Consider the following 23845-nt stretch of genomic DNA (forward strand, 5'->3'; position numbering starts at 1 on the left):
TGACCGGACCCGCCGCCGACGGTACTGGTCGGGCAGACGGGACTCATGCGGCCGCCGTCCCGCGCGGTGCGGTGGCGCGCTGGAGCAGCAGCAGGGCCAGGTCGAGCACGAGGGCGATCACGATGACCAGCAGGGAGCCGGCGATCATCTGCGGATAGTCCTGGGAGCCGAGGCCCTGGAAGATGTATCGGCCCAGGCCGCCGCTGCCCACATAGGCGGCGAGCATGGCGGTGGCGACGACCTGCACGGTCGCGCCGCGCACCCCGCCCACCAGCAGCGGCATCCCCAGCGGGAGCTCGACCCGGGTGAGGATCTGCCCTTCGGTCATGCCCTGGGCGCGGGCGGCGTCGACGGTGGCGGGGTCCGCCGATTCGACGGCGGAGTAGGCCCCGGCCAGCAGCGACGGGATCGCCAGGATCACGAAGGAGAGCAGCGGCGCGGTGAGCCCGATCCCCACCAGCAGCGCGAACAGGGTCACCAGGCCCAGGGTGGGCAGGGCGCGTGCCACGCCCGCGGCGCCGACGGCGAGGCCCTTGAACCGGCCGGTGTGGCCGACGTACAGCCCGACGGGCACGGCGATCAGCGCAGCGACCAGCACGCCGAGCGCTGTGTAGCCGAGATGTTCGGCGGTGCGCAGGGGGATCCCGGACGGCCCGGTCCAGCGCGCCGGGTCGGAGAGCCATTCGAGGGCTCCGAGGAAGGGGTTCTCGTTCACGGCCTGCTCCCCTCCCGTCCGCGGTGCCAGGGCATCAGCAGGCGGCCCAGCAGCACCAGCAGCGCATCGGTGAGCAGCGCGAGAGCGGCGGTCGCGACGACGCCGGCGGCGATCTCGGCGACGATCCCGCGCCGCACCCCGTCCACGAACAGCATCCCCAGGCTCGGCACGCCGAGCACGCCGCCGACGGTGACCAGCGAGATCGTGCTGACCGCGACGACCCGCACCCCGCCCAGCAGCACCGGTCCGGCCAGCGGCAGCTCAACCTGCCAGAAGCGGGCGACGGGGGCGAAGCCCTGCGCGGTCGCGGAGCCGAGCACATCGCGGGAGACGGAGCGGAAGCCGTCGGAGGCGGTGGGGACCATGAGCGCGAGGCCGTAGAGGGTCAGGGCGACGACGATGTTCAGCGGACTGCGCACGCCGGTGCCGATCAGGCCCGGCAGCAGCACGAACAGCGGCAGGGACGGGATCGCGTACATCAGCCCGGCGGTGGTGGTCACGCCGGTGCGCAGCCAGCCGCGGGAGTTCGCGAGCTTCGCCAGCGGCAGGGAGAGCGCGAAGGCGAGCAGGATCGGCGGCAGCGCCTGGACCAGGTGCGCGCCGGTGTATCCCGCGATCACGTCGAGGTTGTCGAGGACCCAGCTCACCGGGGCCGCTCCTGCCCGCGCTCGCCCTCGCGGCCCCCGTCGGCCGCGCTCGAGCCGACCCCGTTCGCGCCGGCCCGGTGCGAGCCGGCCCCGCCGGGCGCGGGGGCGCCGGCGAGCACCCCGGCGGCGCGCCCGTCCGCGTCGACGACGACGTCGCGGCCGTCGACATGCTCGACGTGCAGGGTGCGGGCGCCGCGGTCGGCGCCGACGAAGCTGGCCACGAAGTCGTCGGCCGGGTCGGCGAGGATCTCCTGCGGGGTGCCGACCTGGGCGATCCGGCCGCCGGGGCGGAGGATCACGACGCGGTCGCCGATGCGGAAGGCCTCGTCGATGTCGTGGGTGACGAAGACGATCGTCTTGCGCAGCTCGCGCTGGAGGCGCTGCAGCTCGCTCTGCAGCTCCTCCCGCACGATCGGGTCGACGGCGCCGAAGGGCTCGTCCATGAGCAGGATGTTCGGGTCGGCGGCGAGGCCGCGGGCGACGCCGACGCGCTGCTGCTGGCCGCCGGAGAGCTGGGCGGGATAGCGGGAGGCGAGCTCCGGGTCGAGGCCCACGGTGTCCATGAGCTCGCGGGCCCGTTCACGCGCGGCGCCCTTCGCGGTGCCGCGCAGCACGGGGACGGTGGTGATGTTGTCCAGCACGGTGCGGTGGGGCAGCAGGCCCGAGGCCTGCATGACGTAGCCGATGGAGCGGCGCAGCGCGACGGGATCCATCCCCGCGACGTCCTCGCCGTCGATTGTGACGCGTCCGGAGGTGGGGTCGACCATCCGGTTGATCATGCGCATGAGGGTGGTCTTGCCGGAGCCGGAGGTGCCCACGAGCGCGACCGCCTCGTGGGAGGCGATCTCGAGGGTGAAGTCCTCGACCGCGAGCGTGCCGCCCGGGTATTCCTTGCGGACGTTCTCGAAACCGATCACGGGGCCTCCCAGGATGGTCGGGCCGACGAGCTGTCACTGCCGGAGGGACCAACCCTATCGAGTGACCCGACGCGCGGGGTCGCGCCAGGCCGATCGGTCCGCCGCGTTCAGACCCAGCGGCGGATTCTCCTCCACTCGGAGGCTGCCGCGGTGCGCGGTCAGCGCCGCCCCCTGTGCGAGGGTCGCGAAGCCCGCCTGCGGGTAGCCGGTCGAGGAGACGAGCACCCGGTCGTGGTCGGCGCGCCAGCGCAGGTCGTACACCTCCGCCGGCTGATCGGCCGGGGCCTGGGGCGGGTCGTGCTGCGCGAAGGCGACGAGCGTGCCGGGCGTGGTGAGCAGGCAGTTCAGCGACTCGGGCGGGCGGCCGAAGAGCTCCGTGGTCAGCGCGGTGAGCTCGGTGGCCGCGTGCTGGATCGCGAGCGCCCAGTCCGTCTGCCCCTCCCACGGCGGGAGCTCGCCCGCCCAGGCGGTGATCAGCGAGAGGAACAGCTCGGAGTCGGTGGTGCCGAGCGGGGTGCGGCCGCCGCGGGCGAGGATCCGCTCGCGCAGCTCGTCGGAGAGGTCGAACTGGCCGTTGTGGCTGAAGGTCATCTCCCCTTCGACGAAGGGGTGGGTGTTCTCGGGGGTCAGCGCGAGGCCCACGCTCGCCCGACGCAGGTGCACCACGATCACCTCGCCGCGCGCCTCCGCGACCGCGTCCCCGTAGTCGTTCGAGGCGAGGGCGGTGTCGGTGCCGCGGCGCAGCAGCGGGAGCATCGGGGCGGGGTCGTCGCCCCCGTCGGCCCCCGTGCCCGCGGGATAGGAGGCCACGCCCCAGCCGTCCTTGTGCCGCTCGGAGAGCGCCGTGAACAGCGGGAGCTCGTCGGGCACCACTTGGTGCAGCGGGAGCGCGCCGCGGGAGACGACGCCGAGCAGACGGCACATGGGAGAGGCCTTCCTGGAGGGGGCGAGGGCGGGGCGGCCGACGGGACAGCGGTCGCGCCGGTCGGCCGACGGGACGGCTCGAGGGACGGGACGAGACGGCCGACGGGACGAGCCGGTGCGGCCGGAGCCCGCCCCGCCGCGCTCAGCCCGCGGCGGCGCGGGCCTTCATCCGCGCGTCCAGCGCGAGCGCGATCCGGGTGAGCAGGAAGTTGATGACGATGTAGATCACCGAGACCACCAGGTACGTCTGCACCAGGTAGCGGGTGATCGACACGAGCGTCTTGCCCTGGAACTGCAGCTCGTTGTAGCTGACCACGTAGCCGAGGGTCGAGTCCTTCAGCAGCGTGACCAGGGCGAGGATGAGGCTCGGCAGCACCAGGCGCACCGCCTGCGGCAGGATCACCGAGCTCATCGCATCGCGGCGCGAGAGCCCGATCGCGGCGGCCGCCTCGTGCTGTCCGCGGTCCACGGCGTTGATCCCGGCGCGGAACACCTCGGCGGTGGTGGCGGAGGAGACCAGGATCATCGGGATCACCAGCATCCAGAACCGCGGGAAGGTCACGCCGAAGGCGGGCAGGGCCAGCAGGAAGGCGTAGACCACCAGCAGCATCGGGATGCCGCGGTAGAACTCGATCCACACCGCTGCGAGCATGCTCAGCACCCGGAAGCGCGACAGCCGCGCCAGGGCCAGCAGCAGGCCGAGCGGGAAGGCGACCACGGCGGCGAGCGCCGTGACCTTGAGGGTTCCCCACAGGCCCTGGCCGAGGAAGGCGAGGTAGTCCACCCGCAGGTAGACGATCCACTTGTCCTGGTCGAGCTGGCCGTTGGACTGGAACTGCCACAGCGCCCCCGCGAGCAGCGCCAGGATCGCGACCACGCTGAGGACCGACAGCAGCAGGATGCGCCGACGGCCCTTCGGGCCGGGCGCGTCGAAGAGGACCTGGGTGGCGGTGGACGACGTCGTGCTCATGGGCGCATCTCCTCCCGCTCGTTCCTCGCAGTTCGTCGACGCGCGATCATGCCTGGGCTCCTGCCGTCACGTCGAGCGCCTTGCTCGCGCGCGAGCGGTCGCGACCGCCCGGGGAGACGGCACGTTCGATCGCCCCGCCGAGCGCCGCGCCGCCGAGGGAGAGGACGAGATAGACGGCGCCGGCGATGAGGAACATCAGCACCGCCTGGGCGTAGCGGATGTTCAGCGTCTGCGTCACCCAGGTGACCTCCTGCACCGCGATCGCCGAGCACAGCGCCGAGCCGATCACGGTGCCGATGAACACGTTCACCAGCGGCTGCACCATCGAGCGGAACGCCTGCGGCAGCACCACGTAGCGCAGCGTGCCGAAGAACCCGAGCCCGATCGAGCGGGCCGCCTCCGCATGGCCGACGGGCACCGTGTTGATGCCCGAGCGCACGTTCTCGCACACGAACGCGGCCGAGGACAGCGTCAGCCCCAGCACACCGCACCAGAAGTACGGCAGGCGCAGCCCGACGTCCGGCAGGCCGAAGGAGATGAGGATCAGCAGGCTCAGCAGCGGGATGTTGCGGAAGATCTCGACGTACACGGTCGCCGCCCAGCGCAGCGGCGGGATCGGGCTGACCCGCGCCACCGCCATCACGGTGCCGACGACGAGCGCGAACACGTAGCCGAGCACGGTCAGTGCGACGGTCGTCCCGATGCCCTGCAGCAGCAGCGGGATGTTCTCGCGGATGGCGTCCATCTGGGGCCTCTCGGTGCGATCGGGGGAAGGGGATCAGGGACGGCCGACGGGCCGGCTCCTGGCCGTGCGGTCGGCGTCCGGCCGACGGGCCGACATCCGGCCGGTGGGCTGACGTCCGGACGCCTGGTCGACTCCTGGCCGACGAGCCGACGCCCGGCCTGCGAGCCGGCGGCCCGCCCGTCGGCCAGGCGGCTCAGCCCGTCAGGAGGGCAGCTCGCCGGGGACGGGCGGCTCGGGGGCCTCGGTGTCCATGACCTCGCCGATCGTGGCGGTCCACAGCTTCTCCCAGGCGCCGGAGTCGATGATCTCCTGCAGGAAGGCGTTGACGAAGTCGACCGCGCCCTCGGCGTCCTTCGCGAGGCCGACGCCGTAGGGGTCGTCCACGAAGGGCTCGCCGACGACGGTGACCTCGGGGTCCGCGGCGGAGTTGCCCAGCAGCACGCCCTGGTCGAGCACATAGGCGTCGGCCCGGCCCTGCTTGAGCGCGGCGACGCAGGACTCGTTGTCCGGGAGGGTCTGGACGAGGGAGGCGTCGTAGTCGGGGATGAACTCCTCTGCGGCCTGGATGCCGGTCGAGTTCGCCTGGGTGACGACGTTCTTGCCGGTGAGGTCCTCGGGCCCGGAGATCGACTCCGCGTCCTCGGTGCGCACCTGGACCGCGGTGCCGGAGAGGTAGTAGGGGCCGGCGAAGTCGATGACCTCGAGGCGCTCGGGGGTGATCGAGTACGTCGCGATCACGCAGTCCACGGTCCCGTTCTGGACGAGGGTCTCGCGGGTCTCGACGGTGGTGTCGATGTACTCGACCTTCTCCTCGCCGCCCTCGCCGAGGATGTACTTGGCCAGCAGCTGGGTGATGCCCGCGTCGAAGCCGGTGGGCTGCCCGCCGGTGGTCGAGGCGAGGGAGAAGACCTGGTTGGCGACGGTGCCGCCGCGGATCAGCTGGTCCTTCTCCTTGATCGCGGTGGCCCAGGCGCTGCCGGCGACGGCGTCGTCGGCCGCGACGGGGCCGGAGGCGATCACGTCGGCGAAGGCCGAGCCCTCGCCGCCGCCGTCGGAGCCGCCGCCGAGGTCGGGGCCGTCACCGGTGTCGGAGGAGCAGGCGGCCAGGCCCACCAGGGGAAGGGCGGCCGCCGCGGCGACGACGGCCCGGCGGCGGGGGCGGAAGCTCGTGGGGTTCATGGGTCTCTCCGGTTTCTGCGTGCGCTCCGGGCGGAGCGGGGGTCGGGGTGTGCGGGGGGCGGGGGCGCGGACGTCGGGCTGCGCCGGGGTCAGTGCGCGAGGATCTTGGACAGGAAGGCCTTGGCGCGGTCGCTGCGGGGAGCGGTGAAGAACTGCTCGGGCTCGCCCTCCTCGACGATCTCACCGGCGTCCATGTAGACCACGCGGTCGCAGACGTGTCGGGCGAAGCCCATCTCGTGGGTGACCACGAGCATCGTCATCCCTGCCTTCGCGAGCTCGGCCATGACGTCCAGGACCTCGTTGATCACCTCGGGGTCCAGGGCCGAGGTCGGCTCGTCGAAGAGCAGCGCCTTCGGCTTCATCGCCAGCGCCCGGGCGATCGCCACGCGCTGCTGCTGACCGCCGGACAGCGCCGTGGGGAGGGAGTTCGCCTTGTCGGCGAGGCCCACGCGCTCGAGCAGCTCCATGGCCTGACGGTCCGCGTCGGCCTTCGGCACTCCGCGCACCTTGCGCGGGCCGAGGGTCACGTTGTCGATCGCCTTGAGGTGCGGGAAGAGGTTGAAGCTCTGGAACACCATGCCGACGTCGGCGCGCAGGCGGGTGAGCTCCCTGCCCTCCTCGGGCAGCCGCTCCCCGTCGATGGTGATCTCCCCGGCGGTGATCGTCTCGAGCCGGTTCAGGCAGCGGCACAGTGTCGACTTCCCGGAGCCGGAGGCGCCGATCAGGGCGACGACCTCGCCGCGGTGGATGTCGAGGTCGATGCCCTTCAGCGCCTGGAAGTCGCCGAAGAGCTTGTCGACGCCGCGCACAGATATCAGGGGCTCGCCGGTGCGGGGCGCGCCCTCGGGGCGGGTCGGGTCCTGCCCCGCGACGTCGGAGTCGGGCGGCGTGGTGCGCTCGTTCATGCTCCGAGAATGCTGCCCCCGGCGACATCTGTCCACATGGGGGGGAGCGCTGACCGGATGTCGGGATGTATTCGTGACCGTGGCCGGGGGCGGTCAGCCGCGCTCCCCCGCCCTGCTCAGTCGTCCGCCGACCGGTTGCCCCGCTCCTGCCTCCGGCCCCAGCCACCCCGCCTGCGCCACCCGGCACCGGCTTCCCGCACACGCCCTGCCTGACCGCCCTGTCGGTCGCCGGCGGCGGCTTCCCGCCCCGCGGCTACCGCCCCCTCCCCGACAGGCGTCCGGCCCTCCCCGACATATCGAGTGGCAGGTTTCGATCGGTTCGGCGCCGGCCGCCGGAATACCGGTCGGAACCTGCCACTCGATGGCCGACGGGCCGGCCCCGGGAGGCCGGGCGGCCCGGCGTCGCCGACCCCGGGCCGCCCCGGGACCCGTCAGCCCTGGTACTTGCCCTGGTAGACGGAGTCGAAGGGGGTGTGGCCCTTCTGGCGGTTCTCGATGGAGCTGGTGACCACGGCCTTCGCGGTCCGGGCGGCCTCGAGCGGGGTGGCGCCCTTGGCGAGCTCGGCGGTGACGGCGGCGGCGAGGGTGCAGCCGGCGCCGTTGACGCGCTCCTGGCCGATCTTGGGGCTGCGCAGCTCGACGGTCTGCTCGCCGTCGTAGAACACGTCCACCGCGTCCTCGCCCTCGAGCACGACCCCGCCCTTGGCCAGCACGATCACGTCGAAGGCCTCGTGGATGCGCTTCGCGGCCTCGGCCAGCTCCTCGACCGTCTCGATGCTCTCCATGCCGGAGAGCGCCAGGGTCTCGAAGTGGTTGGGGGTGACGAAGGTGGCCAGCGGCAGGATCTGCGCCTTGAGCGCGTCATCGGTGTCCTGGGCGAAGCCGCCCTCGTTGCCCTTGCAGATCAGCACCGGGTCGAGCACGACGTCGGTGAAGGACCGCTCGGCGAGCGCGCCGGCGACGGTCTCGATCGTGGCGGGGGTGCCGAGCATGCCGATCTTCGTGGTGTCGATGTCGTGCACCGCGGTGGCCGCCTCGATCTGGTCGAGGATCAGCTGCGGCTCCAGCGGCACGAAGCGGTGGCTCCAGTCGTTCTTCGGGTCGAAGGAGACGATGCAGGTCAGCGCCGCGGCGCCGAAGGTGCCCAGCTGGTGGAAGGTCTTGATGTCCGCCTGGGCACCGGCACCTCCGGAGGCCTCGGAGCCGGCGATGGTCAGGGCGACGTGAGTCATGGGGGCCTTTCTCGGGGTGTGTGCGTCGGTGTCGCCGGGGCGGTCTGCGGCGCGGGGGCCGACGGGCTCCGCCTCGTGACGAGTGCCGTCCGGGGACGGGCGCCGTCGGGCGACGTGACCGCGCGCTTCCAGGGCCGGCGCACCCCTCGGGGGCGCCTCCCGTCGCAGCGGTCGGTACCGCGCGCTCCCAGGGCCGGGCGCCGCGTGCGGCGCCGCCGACCCGTCGCTGCGGCAGGTCCACGATGGTACCGGGTCCGGTACAGTGCCGGGCGTGCTGTCGCCGGACGAGACGACGGGGCGCAGCGCTCCGTCCACCACGCTCCGCGGCCCCTCCCTGTCCGAGGACGGGACGGCCGAGCACTCCCCCGCGACATCGGCCGGGACCCGACGCACCTTCCGCGACCGGGCGGGCGCGCTGGTGGACGACCACCTCCGCTCGACCCTGAAGTTCCTGGTCGTCGGCGGGCTGGTGTTCCTGCTGGACGCCGCGATGTACAACCTGCTGGTGTTCTGGCATCCCACGCAGGGCTGGGGCGAGGGCCTCATGCACGGCAGCCCGCTCACGGCGAAGGTGCTCACGGTCGCGGTCGCCTCGTGCCTGACCTATCTGGGCAACCGGCTGTGGACCTTCGGGGACCGGCCCCGCCCGGACACGACCCGCTCGATCATGCTGTTCATCCTGGTCAACGTGATCGCGACGGGGCTGCAGCTCGCGTGCCTCGCCTTCTCGCGGTACGTGCTGGGACTGGACTCCCCGCTCGCGGACAACATCTCCGGCACCTTCCTCGGCCAGATCGTCTCGACCTCGTTCCGCTATGTCACCTACGGGCGGCTGGTCTTCCCCCGCCGTTGAGCATCGGGCCGCTCGGCCCCGCCGCTGACGTCTCGTCCCGCTCGGTTCCGCCGATGCGGCCCGGCCCCTCGGCCCCTCCCCTCCCCACGGCCAGGCCAGGTTTTGTACCCCCGGCGACTCATGCGCGCGCCGACATGAGTCGCCACGGGCACAGAACGTCACTGCCCTGGGCCCTTGCGCGGCGCGCATGCCTGGTGCGAGCGCACGGTCACGACGCCCTGCGAGCATGCGCAGTCAGCACGCCGGGTGCCCATGCACCGCGATCGCCGCCGTACGGCTCCGCAGCTCTGAGAGACTCGGACCCATGAACTCCTCCGGTCCCTGGACCCGTGCCGCCGCCGCTGCCGGCCTGCTCGTGGGCGGGCAGGCACAACCCACCGTGTTCGCGCAGATGTCGGCGAAGGCCGCCGCCCACGACGCGCTGAACCTCGGGCAGGGCTATCCCGACGACGACCCTCCCGCCCTGGTCGCCGAGGCGGCGATCGACGCGATCCGGCGCGGGCGCAACCAGTACCCGCCGGGTGCGGGCGAGGCGGAGCTGCGCGAGGCCGTGGCCGAGCACCAGGCGAGCTGGTACGGACTGCGCTGGGACCCTGCCACGGAGGTGCTGGTCACGACCGGGGCGACGGAGGCGCTGGCCGCGACGATCCTGGCGCTGGTCGAGCCGGGCGACGAGGTGATCACGCTCGAGCCGTTCTACGACCAGTACGCGGCGCTGATCGCGCTCGCGGGCGGCGTGCACCGCACCGTCCCGATCACCTCCCGGCCGGGCTCCGCCACAGACACCGGCTCGGCGGCCGACGACGGGGACCTGGTGCTGGACGTGGACCGGGACGCGCTGCGCGCGGCGTTCTCCGAGCGCACCCGCCTGGTGCTCGTGAACACCCCGCACAACCCCACCGGTCTGATGCTGTGGGTGGAGGCGCTGCAGGCGATCGTCGAGGAGGCGCAGCGGCACGATGCGCTGATCGTCACCGACGAGGTCTACGAGCACCTCACCTTCGGCCACGCCCATCTGCCGCCGGCGACGCTGCCCGGGGCGCAGGACCGCACGATCTCGATCTCCTCGGCGGGCAAGACCTTCGCCGTGACCGGGTGGAAGATCGGCTGGATCACGGCGCGGCCCGAGCTGATCACGGCGATCACCGGGGTCAAGCAGTGGCTGACCTACGCCTCGGGCGCTCCCTTCCAGCCCGCGGTCGCCGCCGGGCTGCGGATGGATCCGACGGTATTCCACGACCTCGCCGCCGACCTGCGCGCTCGGCGCGACCTGCTCACCGACGGTCTGCGCCGGATCGGCTTCCGGGTGAGCGTGCCGGAGGCCGGATACTTCACCGTCGCCGACGCGGGCCCGCTCGGCGAGAGCGACGCCCGCGCCCTGGCCGAGCGCCTCCCCGAGGAGGCCGGGGTGGTCGCGATCCCGCTGTCGGCCTTCTACCGCGACGGCGAAGCGGGCGACGCCTCCTCGCACCTGCGGCTCGCCTTCTGCAAGTCGCGCGCGACGATCGAGCAGGCGCTGGAGCGGCTCGAGAGCTGGGCGGCGCCCCGCCGCTGAGCGGGTCCCGTCGCTGGACTGCCGACGGACGCTGCAGCCGACTCCCTCGGACGACCGGAGGGCCGGTCCCCGCCCCACCGGCATCAGCGCCCGCGGCTCGCCCCGCAGCGCAGTGTGCGCGGCCCCTCACGGACGACGGCCCGCCGGCTTCCGGTGCGCTCCGGAAGCCGGCGGGCCGTCATGGTGGCGGGCTCGGCCTCAGGCGGCCTTGACCCAGACGTCCTCAGCGCTGAAGTTCAGCAGCGGGGAGACGGCGAAGTGGCCGTTCTTCGCCTGGTCGGCCGGGATCAGGATGCCGATCTCCCACTCCCCGGTGCCGCCGTCGTGGAGGGTGCCCACGTCGAGCCAGCTCTTCGGCGTCACGGAGCCGGCGTCGCTGTAGGAGTTCCCTCCCTCGGTCACGTAGTCGACCATGAGGGAGAAGCCGGGCTCCGACGTGCCGTCTCCGTGGTAGGTCATCGACACCGGCACGAGGATGTAGGTCTCGCCCTCCCCGGGCTCCTCGTTGAACTCGTTGGCACCCATGACCTCGTCGGTCGCGTCCCAGTTCACGTCACCGATGGTGACGTCGAGGGTCCCGCCCTCGCCGTCCTCGACGGTGAACTTCTCGCCGATCACGTAGGGGGCGTCCTTGGTGCCCTTGCCGTCGGCGGCGGCCTCGGTCGCCTCCTCCGAGGTGGCCTCCTCGGTCGTCGCCTCCTCCGAGGTCGCCTCCTCGGTCGTGGCGTCCTCCTCGGTCGGCTCCTCGCCGTCCTCGGTGGTGGCCTGCTCCGAGGTGGTCCGGTCGTCCGTGGGCTCCCCGCCGTCGCGGGTGAACAGGAAGATGCCGCCGCCGACGAGGAGCACGATCAGGGCCAGCACCGCACAGCCCGCGCAGACGATCAGCGGGGTCTTCGAGGACTTCTTCGGCGGTTCGGCGTGCTGGGCGTAAGGCTGCTGGCCGTCGGCCCCGAAGGCGGGCGCGGCGGACGGCGCCTGACCCCAGCCCTGCGGATCCTGGCCGTAGCCGGAGTTCGGGGAGGGCTGCCCGTAGGCACCGCTCGGCGAGCCCTGGCCGTACCCCTGCTGCCCGTACCCCTCCTCGCCGTAGCCCTGCTGCTGGCCATAGGGCTGCGGGCCCTGCCCGTAGCCACCGTTCGCGGACTGCTGCCCGTACTGGTCGTCGGACGGGGGCTGACCCCACGGGTTCTGCGGTGGCTGCGACATGGTCCGTTCCGGCGCCGACTGCGGCGCCGACCCCTCTCTGCTGGCGGGACGTGCTCTGCACGAACCCGCGCGGGTCCGTCCGCGTCATCGTAGAGCGCGTCCAGGCGCCGTTCAGCTCTCCCCATGTCGCAGTCCGGTCACGATGCTCCGCACGAGAACGGGGCGGCACCGCGCGTCTCCGCGCGATGGCCGCCCCCGTCGGGACCGGGGTCAGCGCCCCGCGGTGAACCGCTCCCCGTGGAAGGCGCTGCCGGTGGTGCGCTCGGAGGCACCGGATGCGTCGAGATAGGGGGTGATCCCGCCGCGGTGGCGGGGGAAGCCCGCGCCGAGGATCAGCGCGAGGTCCACCTGCTCGGGCTGCTCGACCACGCCCTCCTCGATCATCAGCTGGATCTCCTCGGCCAGGCCCGCCCGCACCTTCTCCAGCAGCGCCTCGCCGACCAGCGGCTCGATGCCGGCGGGACGCTCGCCCTCGCCGAAGACCTGCGCGACCGTCGGGGAGACCGGCGGGTGCACGGAGGTGCGGCTGCGCTCGGTGAAGTGGACGCCGCCCTGCGCCATGACGCCGAGCCCCGGCGAGGCGTGGAAGCGGTCGCCGAGCTCCTCGAGCAGCACCTGGCCCACGTGGTCGGCGACGCCGAGCCCCACCAGGTCCAGCAGCTCGAAGGGGCGCATCGGCATGCCGAGCGCGTCGAGGGAGGCGTCGACCTCCACCGGGTCCGCGCCGGCGTCGAGGGAGGCGAGCACGCCGCCGAGCACGCGGAAGAGCAGTCGGTTGACGATGAAGCCGGGCGCATCGGCGCTGCGCACCGCGAACTTCCGCAGGCGGCGCACCACCTCGAGACCGGTGGCGAGGGTCTGCTCATCGGTCTTCTCGGTGTGGATCACCTCGACCAGCGGCATCTTCGCGACGGGGTTGAAGAAGTGCAGGCCGACGACCCGCTCGGGGCGGGCGAGGTCCTCGGCCATCCTCGACACGGAGAGCGAGGAGGTGTTGGTGACCAGCAGCGCGTCCTCGGCGAGGACGCCCTCGAGCTCGGCGAAGACGGACTTCTTGATCGTCAGCACCTCCGGCACCGCCTCGATCACGAGGTCGCAGCCGGCGAGCTCCTGCAGGTCGGTGGTGGCGGAGAGGTTCTCGGCGATCGCGGTCGCGGTCTGCTCATCGAGATGTCCGCGGGCGGCGGTCTGGGCGATCACGTCGCGGGCGGCGGCCAGGCCCTTCTCGGCGATGGCCTCGTCGAGGTCGCGCATCACGACGGGGACCTGCAGGCCGAGCGCGAGCTGCGCCGCGATCTGGGACGCCATCAGCCCGGCGCCGACGACGCCGACGCGCGCGATCTCCCGCGCGCCCTCGACCGGGGTGCGGCCGGGCTTGCCGCGGCGCAGCAACTCGGCGGAGTAGAGGGATGCGGAGGCGGCATCACTGCGGACGAGCTCGGCGAGCGCGTCGGCCTCGCGGGCCAGGGCGTCCTCGAGGGTGGAGCCGGGCAGCTGCTGCAGCAGGATCAGGGCGCGGCCGACGGCGGGGGCGCCCTGCGCCTCGAGGCGCTGCGCCCAGGCGCGGCGGGTCTCGGCGGGGCTGTGCGGGGCGTCGAGAGCGTCCAGCAGCTCCTCGGCCTCGGGCGAGTCGGCGGCGGGCAGGGCCGGGGCGCGGCCGCCCCAGGCGCCCGAGGCTCCGGCCGGGGCGGTCTCGCCGACGACGGCGGGGTCGACCACGTCGGTGTCGGTCTCGTCGACGTCGACATGGGCCGCGACCAGCGCGGCGAACTGCTCGAGCGCCTCGTCGAGGTCGGCGGCGATCTCGTCGACGAGCCCGGCCTCCTGGGCCTTCTCGGCGGTGAGCTGGCGGTCGCGGGCGGGGTCCTCGAGGACCATCCGCACGGCGGTCTCGGCGCCGACGACGGACTGCAGCAGCGTGGTGCCGCCCCAGCCGGGGAGGATGCCGAGGCTCGTCTCGGGCAGGCCGATGCCGCGCACGCCGGGGGCGGCGGTGCGCACGTCGGCCATGAGCGCGACCTCGAGGCCGCCGCCGAGGGCGACGCCGTTCAAGTGGGCGAGGATCGGGACGGGGCTGGTGCGCACGCGGACCTGCAGGTCGTGGGCGGCGCGGGTCATCGCGCGGACGTTCTCGGCGGCGGTGGGGTCGGCGAACATCGACAGGTCGGCGCCGGCGAGGAAGGTGCGGCCGGTGCCGGTCAGGGCGATCGCGCGGATCTCCCCGGCCTCGGCCCGGTCGAGCGCGGCGGCGATCGCGCCGGTGACGGCCTCGATGGAACGCGGGCCGAGGGTCGCGGGGCGGCGCTCCTCGCCCTCCGGCGGGGCGAAGGTCAGCACGGCCACGGTGCCGAGTCCGGGATGCTCGCGATCCTCCGTGAGGACTCGGGTGACGTGCTCGGTGTAGCTGCTCATCAGGGACCTTTCGCATTCTCGTCGTCGAGTGCCGCACAGTTGTCTGATACTGCGGGTTTCAGGTAGATCATGCCCCAGGTCGGGGCCGGGTGTCCACCGAGGCCGCTCCGTCCGACCGCCTCAGCTCGCGCGGATCCAGATGCCCTCCTGGACATCGCCCGCGCGCGGGGTGAGCACGAAGTGCCCCTCCCCCCGGATCCCCTCGGGGACCACGAAGGCCTGCTGGGAGAGGATCTCGTCCGTCGGCACGGCGGTCTCCTTCTGCGAGATCTCGTAGTAGAGCGGGGTGACCTGGGCGCCGTTCTTGTGCTCGGTGCCGTCGGCGGCCACGTAGGTGACGTCGATCCAGTGGCCGCCGTAGGTGGCGAAGGGCTTCTCCCCGCGATGGACCCCCTCGAAGGTGACCATGATGTTCTTCATCCCCTCGGCGGGATCGTCGTTCAGGGAGTTCGTCTCCCGGATCTGCTCGGTCGCGTCCCAGTCCACGGCGGTGATCCGCACGTCGACGCGGCCGCTGTCCTCCGCCGGCTCGAAGGGGACGACGGCGTCGTGCGCCACCGCCTCGTCGGGGCCGACGGGGGCCTCGGCGAGGACCTCGCCGCCCTCGGGGACGGTCTGCTCCGTCGCGACCTCCTCCTCGCCCGGGGAGGGCGGCCCCTGCAGCGCCCGGATCCCGAAGAAGCCGCCGACGCCGAGCAGCAGTCCCGCGATCACCGAGACGGCGGCGACCGCGCCGTAGAAGGAGGTGCGGGGGCGGTGTTCGGGCAGCGGCTGGGTGGGCGGCGTGGGCTGCATGTCGACTCCTCCTGCGGCGCGCCGCTCCGCGGTCGTCGCCGCCCCTCCCCCGGTGCGGTGCGCTGCCCCTGCGCGGGGCACCCTCACGCTAGCGCACGCGGCCTGCTTCCTCCGTCCCGCGCACCTCCGGTCCGCAAGCCCCCGGCTCGCGGCCGACGCGCCGGCGCCCGGGCGCCGGCGACCACCAGCCGACGGCGCGCTCAGGTGGTCGCGAAGTAGAGGACCTCTCCGCTGAACGTCTCGACCCCGAGCCGGAAGCTCTCCACCTCCGCCTCGGGCACCACGAAGGCGCTGTGGAAGCGGGCACTGGCCCCGTCGGCGAGCGGGGTGATGCGCTTCATCGGGTCCGGGACGAGGCCTTCGCCGACGTCCGGGAAGTAGGTGCGCGAGGACTCGCCGGTCAGCCACAGCTCCTCGGCGGGCGCGAGGTGCCCGGTCCCGTCGTAGCGCACCTCGTACTCGACCAGGACCAGGCGATAGCCCTCCTGGATGGCGCCCTCGCCGCTCGCACCGGGCAGGGTCGCGTCGAGGTCGACCGCCAGCGGGGTGACGCTGAGCGTCCCGCCGGTCCAGACGCTCCAGGCGACGGTGTGCTCGCCGACGGTCGCGGGCCGGTCGTAGCCGCCGGTGCCGTCGGTGACCTCGCGCCCGTCCGCGTCGAGGACGGTGCCGGGCTCGCGCGGCTGCTCGGTCTGCGCGGGCGGCGCGGAGCGGGTGGCGGGCGCGGAGGGCGGCGCGGCCGACGGGTCCGCCGCACCGCCGCCGAGCAGGTTCTGCCCGGCGCCGAGCACGAGGGCGACGATCGCGACGGCGGCCGCGCCCTGCACGGCGACCATGGCGAGGATCGCCCAGGCGGGCAGGCGGCCGTCGCGGCGCTCCTCGTCGGGCGTCGCCTCCAGGGCGTCGTAGGTGAAGGACGGCGCGCCGTAGGGGCCCTCGGCGGGGGTGTCGAAGAGTCCGTCGGGGATGCCGGAGTGCTCCTCGGAAGCCGCGCTGGTCGCGTCGGCCTCGGCCCCCGCTGACCAGGCGGGGACGTCGGCCGTGAGGTCGCGCGAGGGGACGGCGCGCGCGCCCCGGCGGGGAAGCGCGGGCAGGGCGGCGGGGTCGGCGGGGGTGCGCGCGGACGGGTCGGAGGCGTCCGGCGCGTCGGCGCCGTCCTCCCAGTCGTAGTCGGAGGGCGTCCCCCGTCCCGTGCTCATGCATCGAGCCTAGAGGACGGGCACGGCGGAGCGGCGGGGGTCGCGGGCCCTTGCCGACGACGGCGCGGCGGGCTCAGCCGAGCCAGGCGGTGACCAGCGCGTACGCACCGATCGAGAGGAGCAGGATGATCCCGATCAGCACCAGCGCTACGGTCATCGGGGCGGGTCGGCGGGGTGCGCGGGGGTCGGGGTCCGGGGTGCTGGGGTCCTGGGCGTTCGGCACGTGCCGTGCTCCTTCCGGGGCTGGTCGGGGCCCGGCGGGGCGGGCACGGCCAGGGTAGTCGACCTCCCGGGGACCGGGCTGGACGACGAACCTCGCGCCGACCGCCGACTGCGCCGCGCGGCGCCCGAGCTGCCACGCCACTCGCCCCCGCCCCCGGACGGCATCGGCCGCCGGTCAGGGAGGCGCGCTAGCGTCGTGGGCGTACCGGCCGGTCACCGCCGCGCCCGCGGCCCGAGAGCCGACGGGCGCGGACGCACCCGGCCCCGCAACGTCACGAGGAGTGCTCCATGACCTCTGCTCCGACCGCATCCCTGACCCTTCTGCCCCGCACCGACCTCGAGGTGCTCCCGCTGAACCTCGGCGGGAACACCTTCGGCTGGACCTCGGACCGCGAGACGTCCTTCGCCGTGCTGGACGCCTTCGTCTCCGCCGGCGGCAGCTTCATCGATACCGCCGACGCCTACGCCGCCTGGGCCGAGGGCAGCGAGGGCGGCGACTCCGAGACGGTGCTCGGCGAATGGTTCGAGGCGCGCGGGAATCGCGAGGAGATCGTGCTGGCCACCAAGGTCGGCGCGAAGCCGTCGCGCACGGGCCTGTCGGCCGCGAACGTCGAGGCGGCGCTGGACGAGTCGCTCGAGCGGCTGCGCACCGACCGCATCGACCTCTACTACGCCCACTACGACGACGAGGCGGTCTCGATCGAGGAGCAGGTGCGGATCGCCGACGGCCTGGTCCGCTCCGGCAGGGTGCGCCACCTGGGCCTGTCGAACTACTCCCCGGAGCGGATGCGGGAGTGGTTCGAGGTCGCGACCCGCGAGGGCCTCACCGTGCCGGTCGCGATCCAGCCGCACTACAACCTGCTGGCCCGCGCCGCGTACGAGAAGGACTACGCCCCGATCGCACGCGAGTTCGACGCGGCCGTCATGCCCTACTTCTCCCTCGCCTCCGGCCTGCTGACCGGCAAGTACCGCACGAAGGAGGACCTCGAGGGCCGCGCCCGCAAGGGCATGGTCGAGGACAATCTCACCGAGGACGCCCTGGCCGTGGTGGACGTGCTCACCGAGGTCGCCGCGACGCACGACGCGGAGCCGGCATCCGTCGCGATCGCCTGGCTGCTGGCCAAGGGCACGACCGCCCCGATCGCCTCGGCGAGCACGCCCGAGCAGCTGCCGGCCCTCCTCGCAGGCACGGCTCTCGAGCTCTCCGCGCAGGACGTCGCCACACTGGACGAGGCCTCGGCGCCCTTCGCCTGAGCACCGCCGGGAGCCCGGCGGAGTCAGGTCAGGCGGGCAGCTTCGTGGCGAGCACGACGTAGTTGCCGTAGCCGGGCTGCAGCGTGCCGTACCAGCTGCCGTCGCCGCCGCCGTCGGGGGTGCCGACGATCTCGCACAGCGCGTGCCGGCCGCCGTCGCGCAGCTCGCATCGCACGTCGAGCTCCTCGGGCAGCGGACCCTCGGGGCTGTCGGCCATCATCACCGCGGTGACCATGGCGCCCTCGACCTCCTCCAGCGTGACCTCGCTCGGCAGCGCCACACTCAGGCTGCCGACGCCCTGCGGGGCCTCGGCGACGGCGAGGCCGTCCGTGACGCCGACCTCGACGAGCAGCGAGGTCGCGCCGAACGCCGCGGGGACGAGGTGGACGACGGCGGTCTGCTCGCCCATGCCTCGGCCGTCGTCGGGCAGGACGCAGTCGGCGGTGTCGCCGGCGAGGGTCGCCGCGCCCTCGCAGGTCGCTCCGCTGCTCGCGAAGAACTCCTTGCCGGCGATGTCGGAGGCCTCCAGGGACGTGGCCCCGCGGTGCTCGCCGTAGAGGTTCTGCACGACGAGATACCCGCCGCCGAGAGGAAGGCCCTCGGCCGAGTAGGTGCCGGCCCACGAGGCGGGCAGGTCCGCCGCGGACGGGCCCGGGGCGCCCTCGCCCTGGTAGTCGCCTCCCTGGCCCTGCTCGTCGCCGCTCCGGCCATCGCCGTCCTGGCCCTGGCCGCCCTCACCTTGCTCACCCCCGGTCGTCACGATGCCGGAGGCGTTCCCTGCCGCGTCGTCCGCCGCCGCGCCGTCCCGCTCCGGCGCGGCCGGGGCCGGGATCGCGACCGCGGCCGGCTCCGGGCCCTCGGCGTCGGCCGCCTCGGGCGCAGCAGTCCCGCAGCCCGCCAGCAGCGCACCGGCGGCCAGCAGCGCCGCGAGGGACGCCCCTCCGCGCAGCCGCGCGCCCCGGCGAGCCCCTCGTGCCCCGGTGTCCCCCGACACCGCCGCACCCACCCCTGCAGTCCTCGACGTCACCGTCCTCGACATCCCGACCTCCCCTGGGGGTTCCCCGTCGCCGCGCGCTCCGCAGCGGCCGTCCGGATCGCGGTCGCGAGGACCGCTCGCCGATGACTTTACGATCTCTTTACCTCAACGACAACTCGCCTTTTCTCACGAAGCGGTGGGCATCGTCCTCGTCGGCCGCGCCCCCATCACCCCCGAGCCCCGCCGGCCCCCGCCGTTCACGCGGAGTGACAGAGCTGCGCGCCGATGCCCCGTCGGGAGTAGCGTGGCCCGGTCACGCCCGCTCCGCCGCACGAGGACACCGCATGCCACTGGACGAACAGCCCCACGTCGGGAGCGCCGACGCCCCCTCGGGCGCGGAGCATCCGGTGCTCGACAACCCCGCCTGGTCCTCGCTCACCGGCGCCCACCGCGAGCTCGCGATCGGCAACGAGCACGTGCTGCGCTATCCGGAGGACGTCTCCCCCTTCGTGGGCGTGCGCGACTGGGAGCACCCCGACGTATGGGACGCGATCCTCGACGTGTTCGGGCACGATGCCGTGGTCTCCGTCTCCCACGCCGATCCGCTGCTGCCGGCCGGCTGGGCGCCGGAGTTCCAGATCCCGGGCGTGCAGCTCGTCCAGACCGACCGCCTCGCCCCGCGCCCCGAGCCGGAGGCGGTCGAGCTCGGAGCGGCCGACGCCGACGAGATGCTCGCCCTGATCGCGCAGACCAGGCCCGGGCCCTTCGAGGCGCGCACCCACGAGATGGGAAGGTACATAGGGATCCGGCGGGACGGGCAGCTGATCGCGATGGCCGGCGAGCGCCTCCACCCCGACGGCTGGACCGAGATCAGCGCGGTCGCGGTCCATCCCGAGCACCGCCGGCAGGGCCTCGCCTCCCGCCTCGTGCTCGACGTCGCCTTCCACATCCAGCGCCGCGGGGACCGGGCACTGCTGCACGCCTCCGCCGCGAACACCGCCGCGATCGCGGGCTACGAGAAGCTCGGCTTCGAACTGCGGCGCCGCCTCACCTTCGGGGCGCTGCGCACGCCCTGAGCGGCGCCCTGCTCCTTCCGCGCTCCTCGCCGTCGTCATCGCCTTCGCCGTCTGGACCCAGTTGCGCCACTGGGGAGGGGGACGCTCAACACGCCGTCGGTCGCCCCGGCACGGCTCGCCGTCGTGATCGTCGGCGCCTCGACGGCGCTGCTGCTGTCGGCCTTCGCAGACGCCGCCGCCCCGGGCCGCGTCTGAGCTCTCCCCGGCCTGAAGGAGCGCGAGTCGGTACCGTCATGCCATGACCGAGAGCGCGTTGTGGCCCGAGCCCCTGCAGGACGTCGACCGCAGCGACGAGGACCTGCGGGCCTGGGTCGCCGAGCGGATCCACCGCCTGGACGCCGACGGGCGCCGCAGCGCCGACACCCACCTGGTGCGCCTGGATCTGCCCGAGGACTGGGACATCCAGCTCTACCTCAAGGACGAGACGACCCACTCCTCCGGCAGCCTCAAGCACCGATTGGCCCGCTCGCTGTTCCTGTTCGCCCTGGTCAACGGACAGTTACGGCCGGGGATGCCGGTGGTCGAGGCGTCGTCGGGCTCGACCGCGGTGAGCGAGGCTCACGTGGCGCGGATGCTCGACATCCCCTTCGTCGCGGTGGTCCCGCGCGGCACGAGCGCGCGGAAGATCGCGCTGATCGAGTTCGCCGGCGGGCAGTGCCATGTCGTGGACGGCGCGGCGGACATGAGCCGGGAGGCGCAGCGCCTGGCCGACGAGCTCGGCGGGCTCTTCCTGGACCAGTTCACCCATGCCGAGCGCGCCACCGACTGGCGGGGCAACAACTCCATCGCCGTCAGCGCCCTCGCCCAGCTCGAGCTCGAGCCGCATCCGGTGCCGCGATGGATCGTGGTCGGCACCGGCACCGGCGGGACCAGCGCGACCTTCGGCCGCCTGCTGCGCTACCGGTCCCTGCACACCTCCCTGTGCGTCGCGGACGTGGAGAACTCCGCGTTCTTCCCCGGCTGGGTGCAGGAGGATCCGCATCTCACCACCGAGAGCGGCTCCCGCATCGAGGGCATCGGCCGCCCGCAGGTCGAGCCGAGCTTCGTGCCCGGCGTCGTGGACCGGATGATCCGGGTGCCGGATGCCGCCTCCGTCGCCGCGGCCCGACATCTCTCCGAGGTGCTCGGCAGGCGCGTCGGCGCCTCGACCGGCACGAACCTCATCGCCGCGGCGCAGCTGATCACGCAGATGCGCGGGAGGGGCGAGACCGGCTCGGTGCTGACGCTGCTGTGCGATCCGGGCGACCGCTACACCGACACCTACTTCGACGACGACTGGGTCGCCGCGCAGGGCTGGGACCTCGCGCCCTGGCGCACGGCGCTCGCGGAGATGCTGCCGCTCGGGGTGCGCTGACACCCGGCCCACCCCGCCCGCGGAGGGCCAGGGCGCACTCAGCTCCAGGCACCCTGCAGCCACCGCCCCCAGCCCCAAGCCCCAAGCCCGCAGCCCGTAGCCCCAAGCCCCAAGCCCCAAGCCCCAAGCCCGCAGCCCACCGCCCCCAGCCCGCAGCCCGCCGCCCCCAGCCCCAAGCCCGCAGCCCGCAGCCCGCAGCCCGCAGCCCGCAGCCCGCAGCCCGCAGCCCGCAGCCCGCAGCCCGCAGCCCGCAGAGCATGGTCGACTACTGGCGCAGGGCGTACCTCTATGCCTATATAGGCATAGAGGTACGCCAGACGCCCGTGACCGACCATGCCACCGACGGTCCCGGGCCTCGGATCGGGGGAACCGGACCCGGCAGCGCTCGGGATGCCGCGGCGGGAGGCTCAGCGCCCGGGCAGCTCGAGCGCCCACGCCTCGGCGAGCGCTCCGCGCACGCGGACCCGATCGCCGTCTGCCGGGTAGAAGCGCAGAGTGCACGGGGAAACCGCGTCCGGGAGGTGCTCGAGGAGGCTCGCGTCGAGGAACAGCGTCGCGGGTCCGTCGTCGACCGAGAGAACCTCGCGCGCAGTGCCGTCGACCCCGAGGATCTCGACCGTGACGGCCCCGCGAGTGCGCACCTCGGCCCGCGCGGGTGTCTCGAGCAGGAGCTCGACAGTGCCGCCGGCCCCGGTGGCCCCTGGCACGTCGACGTCGTCCGCCGCCTCCAGGGGCAGCGCCTCGGCCCGCAGCGCGCGCAGCTCCGGGACCGGCGCGCTGCGCAGCTCCTCCCCGTCGAGCCGCAGCTCCCGCGGGAAGGTGAGCACGCCCGCCCAGCCCTGGGCGTCGGTCTGCTCCTGGCTGCGCTGCTGCCCCTCCCAGGACCAGCCCCACAGCAGCACCCGGCCGCCCTCGGCATCGACAACGGCCTGGGGTGCGTAGAAGTCGGGACCGATGTCGACCTGCCCCCCGGCGGTCGGAGCGAAGCGCGGCGCGCCCTCCGGGCCGTCGACGAGGTCCCCCACCAGGTAGTCGACCTGGAGGGTGGAGCGCTCGTGGGTGGAAGGGTGCCCCCAGCGGGACAGCAGCAGCACCCAGCGCCCGCCGACGGGCACGAGCTGCGGGCACTCCCAGAGGTCGGCGGGCGAGTGCTCGGCGGCGACAGGGTCGTCGCCGTGCAGCAGCGTGCCGACGAGCTCCCAGTTCTCGAGGTCCTCGCACGAGTACAGCAGCAGCGTCGGCACGAAGCGACCGCCCTCGCGCACGCCGGCGCCTTGGATCCCCCAGCGCTTCCCGCCGTAGGTGAACACGAAGGGGTCGCGGATCCCGATCAGTCCGGGCACCTCGGGCACCTCGGCGGCGATCACGCCGGTGCGGACCAGCTCGGTGCCGCTCTCATCGAGGCGGGTGACGAGCACGCGGGCGAGCTGGTTCTCGATCCCGTCGACCCCGGAGTAGACGAGAGTGGGCACGGCGGGAGCACCGGGCCCGCCGGCGACAGGTCCGGCGGACAGCTCGGCATCCTCGGCGGCGCTCCCGTCGGGCGCGTGGTCGAGGAGTCCGACGCCGCTCCAGCAGCCGTCCTGGTCGGCCTCTCCCGGGCGGGGCACGGGGCCCAGCGGCTCCTCGCGCCAGCTCACCAGATCCGAGGAGGACATGTGACCCCAGTGGATGTGCTCGTGGCGGGTGGACGCGGGGTTGTACTGGAAGAACACGTGCCAGCGGCCGTCGGCGGTGCGGTGGATGCCGTTGGGGTCGTTGATCCAGCCGAGCGGGTGGACGCGGTGGAGGGCCGGGAAGCCGAGGTCGAGCGTGTCGGTCATCGTGATGCTGCTCCTGGTGACGTGGGGGCGGGGACGGTGGGCGGGGTCATTTCGAGGACCCGGCAGTGAGGCCCTCGCGCAGGTAGCGCTGGCCGAAGAGGAACACCACCACGGCGGGCACCATCGAGAGGATCACGCCTGCCAGCACTACCGAGATCGAACCCGTGCCGAGGTTGCCCTGGAGGGTCACGAGGCCGAGCGGCAGGGTGTAGTTCTGCTCGGAGATCATGAAGATCAGCGGGCGGAAGAACTCGTTCCAGTGGTAGTTAAAGGCGAGGACGCCCACGATCGCCATGCCGGACAGCGCCAGCGGCGCATAGATCGAGAAGAAGGTGCGCCAGGGGCTCGCGCCGTCGAGCGCCGCTGCCTCCCCCAGCTCGAGTGGGAGGCCCAGGAAGTACTGACGCATCAGGAACGTCCCGAAAGCAGTGGGGATCGCGGGGAGGATCAGCGCGAGCAGCGTGTCGGAGAGCCCCATGCCGCGGATGATCATGAACACCGGCACGATCGTGACCTGCACCGGGACCATCATCGTCGACAGCACGATCGCGAACAGGGCGTTCTTGCCGCGGAACTCCATGCGGGCGAAGACGTATCCCGCCATCGCGGCGGTGAGCATCTGCCCGATCGCGACGACCCCGGTGACCAGGGCGCTGTTGAGCACCAGCAGCGGCACCGCGATCTGCTCGAACACCGCGGTGTAGCTCGAGAAGTCCGGTGACGTGGGGAAGAAGCTCGGGGGGAGGCTGAAGGACTCGGCGGCGGGCCGGAGCGAGGTGGTGAACGTCCACCACACCGGACCGAGCGTGAGCACGGCGGCGACGAGCAGGGCGGAGTACTTGGCGAGGGCGGGCAGGCGGCGTGTCATCGGGGGTCCTTCCGGACG

At 73.4% G+C, this 23845-nt stretch carries 22 protein-coding genes; 5 read left to right on the forward strand and 17 right to left on the reverse strand.

Features of this window, described 5'->3' with window-relative positions; all coding sequences use genetic code 11:
- Positions 1 to 43: 43 nt before the first annotated feature.
- From Y09_RS01545 to Y09_RS01585, 9 genes are all read right to left on the reverse strand, one after another.
- Complete coding sequence (locus Y09_RS01545) at positions 44 to 715, reverse strand: ABC transporter permease (RefSeq protein ID WP_053915911.1); 672 nt, start codon at positions 713 to 715, stop codon at positions 44 to 46.
- Positions 712 to 1362, reverse strand: coding sequence for an ABC transporter permease (locus Y09_RS01550; protein ID WP_053915912.1), 651 nt, complete (start codon positions 1360 to 1362; stop codon positions 712 to 714). The genes Y09_RS01545 and Y09_RS01550 overlap by 4 nt, the downstream gene beginning before the upstream one ends.
- Entirely contained in the window at positions 1359 to 2279 is a 921-nt protein-coding gene (locus Y09_RS01555; RefSeq protein WP_053915913.1) for an ABC transporter ATP-binding protein, read from the reverse strand. The genes Y09_RS01550 and Y09_RS01555 overlap by 4 nt, the downstream gene beginning before the upstream one ends.
- A gap of 54 nt (positions 2280 to 2333) precedes the next feature.
- Positions 2334 to 3203, reverse strand: a complete 870-nt coding sequence (locus Y09_RS01560; protein ID WP_053915914.1) for a class II glutamine amidotransferase — start codon at positions 3201 to 3203, stop codon at positions 2334 to 2336.
- Between the two features lie 142 nt (positions 3204 to 3345).
- Positions 3346 to 4173: an amino acid ABC transporter permease gene (locus Y09_RS01565; protein ID WP_053915915.1), complete on the reverse strand. Its 828-nt coding sequence runs from the start codon at positions 4171 to 4173 to the stop codon at positions 3346 to 3348.
- A 46-nt stretch (positions 4174 to 4219) separates the two neighbouring features.
- Entirely contained in the window at positions 4220 to 4918 is a 699-nt protein-coding gene (locus Y09_RS01570) for an amino acid ABC transporter permease (protein ID WP_053915916.1), read from the reverse strand.
- Between the two features lie 201 nt (positions 4919 to 5119).
- Complete coding sequence (locus tag Y09_RS01575) at positions 5120 to 6097, reverse strand: glutamate ABC transporter substrate-binding protein (protein ID WP_053915917.1); 978 nt, start codon at positions 6095 to 6097, stop codon at positions 5120 to 5122.
- An 89-nt stretch (positions 6098 to 6186) separates the two neighbouring features.
- Positions 6187 to 7002, reverse strand: coding sequence for an amino acid ABC transporter ATP-binding protein (locus Y09_RS01580; protein ID WP_053915918.1), 816 nt, complete (start codon positions 7000 to 7002; stop codon positions 6187 to 6189).
- A gap of 431 nt (positions 7003 to 7433) precedes the next feature.
- Complete coding sequence (locus Y09_RS01585; protein WP_053915919.1) at positions 7434 to 8234, reverse strand: hydroxymethylpyrimidine/phosphomethylpyrimidine kinase; 801 nt, start codon at positions 8232 to 8234, stop codon at positions 7434 to 7436.
- A gap of 271 nt (positions 8235 to 8505) precedes the next feature.
- Between Y09_RS01585 and Y09_RS01590 the strand changes: the two genes are divergently transcribed.
- Both Y09_RS01590 and Y09_RS01595 read left to right on the forward strand, forming a co-directional pair.
- The gene (locus Y09_RS01590; protein ID WP_234695593.1) at positions 8506 to 9087 is read left to right on the forward strand and encodes a GtrA family protein; all 582 of its coding nucleotides are present in this window, start codon (positions 8506 to 8508) and stop codon (positions 9085 to 9087) included.
- Between the two features lie 304 nt (positions 9088 to 9391).
- A complete protein-coding gene (locus tag Y09_RS01595; RefSeq protein ID WP_053915921.1) occupies positions 9392 to 10642 on the forward strand; it encodes an aminotransferase class I/II-fold pyridoxal phosphate-dependent enzyme in 1251 nt (416 codons plus the stop codon).
- Positions 10643 to 10840: 198 nt separating this feature from the next.
- On the opposite strand, the gene Y09_RS01600 is transcribed toward Y09_RS01595, so the two are convergent.
- From Y09_RS01600 to Y09_RS17415, 5 genes are all read right to left on the reverse strand, one after another.
- Complete coding sequence (locus tag Y09_RS01600; RefSeq protein ID WP_053915922.1) at positions 10841 to 11848, reverse strand: hypothetical protein; 1008 nt, start codon at positions 11846 to 11848, stop codon at positions 10841 to 10843.
- Between the two features lie 210 nt (positions 11849 to 12058).
- Entirely contained in the window at positions 12059 to 14260 is a 2202-nt protein-coding gene (locus Y09_RS01605) for a 3-hydroxyacyl-CoA dehydrogenase NAD-binding domain-containing protein (protein WP_053915923.1), read from the reverse strand.
- 120 nt (positions 14261 to 14380) lie between these two features.
- Positions 14381 to 15055 carry a hypothetical protein gene (locus Y09_RS01610; RefSeq protein ID WP_053915924.1) on the reverse strand — a complete coding sequence of 225 codons (675 nt, stop codon included), beginning with the start codon at positions 15053 to 15055 and terminating at the stop codon, positions 14381 to 14383.
- A 200-nt stretch (positions 15056 to 15255) separates the two neighbouring features.
- Positions 15256 to 16254 (reverse strand): hypothetical protein, encoded by a 999-nt coding sequence (locus Y09_RS01615; protein ID WP_053915925.1) that lies wholly within the window; start codon positions 16252 to 16254, stop codon positions 15256 to 15258.
- A gap of 73 nt (positions 16255 to 16327) precedes the next feature.
- A complete protein-coding gene (locus Y09_RS17415) occupies positions 16328 to 16477 on the reverse strand; it encodes a hypothetical protein (RefSeq protein WP_159419627.1) in 150 nt (49 codons plus the stop codon).
- A gap of 287 nt (positions 16478 to 16764) precedes the next feature.
- Between Y09_RS17415 and Y09_RS01620 the strand changes: the two genes are divergently transcribed.
- Positions 16765 to 17730: an aldo/keto reductase gene (locus Y09_RS01620; RefSeq protein WP_053915926.1), complete on the forward strand. Its 966-nt coding sequence runs from the start codon at positions 16765 to 16767 to the stop codon at positions 17728 to 17730.
- Between the two features lie 28 nt (positions 17731 to 17758).
- Here Y09_RS01620 and Y09_RS01625 read toward each other — a convergent pair whose 3' ends face one another.
- Positions 17759 to 18736 carry a hypothetical protein gene (locus Y09_RS01625; protein ID WP_053915927.1) on the reverse strand — a complete coding sequence of 326 codons (978 nt, stop codon included), beginning with the start codon at positions 18734 to 18736 and terminating at the stop codon, positions 17759 to 17761.
- 314 nt (positions 18737 to 19050) lie between these two features.
- Here Y09_RS01625 and Y09_RS01630 point away from each other — a divergent pair, with 314 nt between their 5' ends.
- Both Y09_RS01630 and Y09_RS01635 read left to right on the forward strand, forming a co-directional pair.
- Positions 19051 to 19782: a GNAT family N-acetyltransferase gene (locus tag Y09_RS01630; RefSeq protein ID WP_053915928.1), complete on the forward strand. Its 732-nt coding sequence runs from the start codon at positions 19051 to 19053 to the stop codon at positions 19780 to 19782.
- Positions 19783 to 20020: 238 nt separating this feature from the next.
- A complete protein-coding gene (locus tag Y09_RS01635; RefSeq protein ID WP_053915929.1) occupies positions 20021 to 21136 on the forward strand; it encodes a PLP-dependent cysteine synthase family protein in 1116 nt (371 codons plus the stop codon).
- A 407-nt stretch (positions 21137 to 21543) separates the two neighbouring features.
- On the opposite strand, the gene Y09_RS01640 is transcribed toward Y09_RS01635, so the two are convergent.
- Both Y09_RS01640 and Y09_RS01645 read right to left on the reverse strand, forming a co-directional pair.
- On the reverse strand, positions 21544 to 22959 hold the full coding sequence (locus tag Y09_RS01640; protein ID WP_053915930.1) for a glycoside hydrolase family 32 protein: 1416 nt from the start codon (positions 22957 to 22959) through the stop codon (positions 21544 to 21546).
- A gap of 46 nt (positions 22960 to 23005) precedes the next feature.
- Entirely contained in the window at positions 23006 to 23827 is an 822-nt protein-coding gene (locus Y09_RS01645; protein WP_053915931.1) for a carbohydrate ABC transporter permease, read from the reverse strand.
- Between the last annotated feature and the right edge of the window lie 18 nt (positions 23828 to 23845).

Origin of the sequence: Brachybacterium sp. SW0106-09, from assembly GCF_001293905.1 — a bacterium.
GTDB classification, from domain to species: Bacteria; Actinomycetota; Actinomycetes; order Actinomycetales; family Dermabacteraceae; genus Brachybacterium; species Brachybacterium conglomeratum.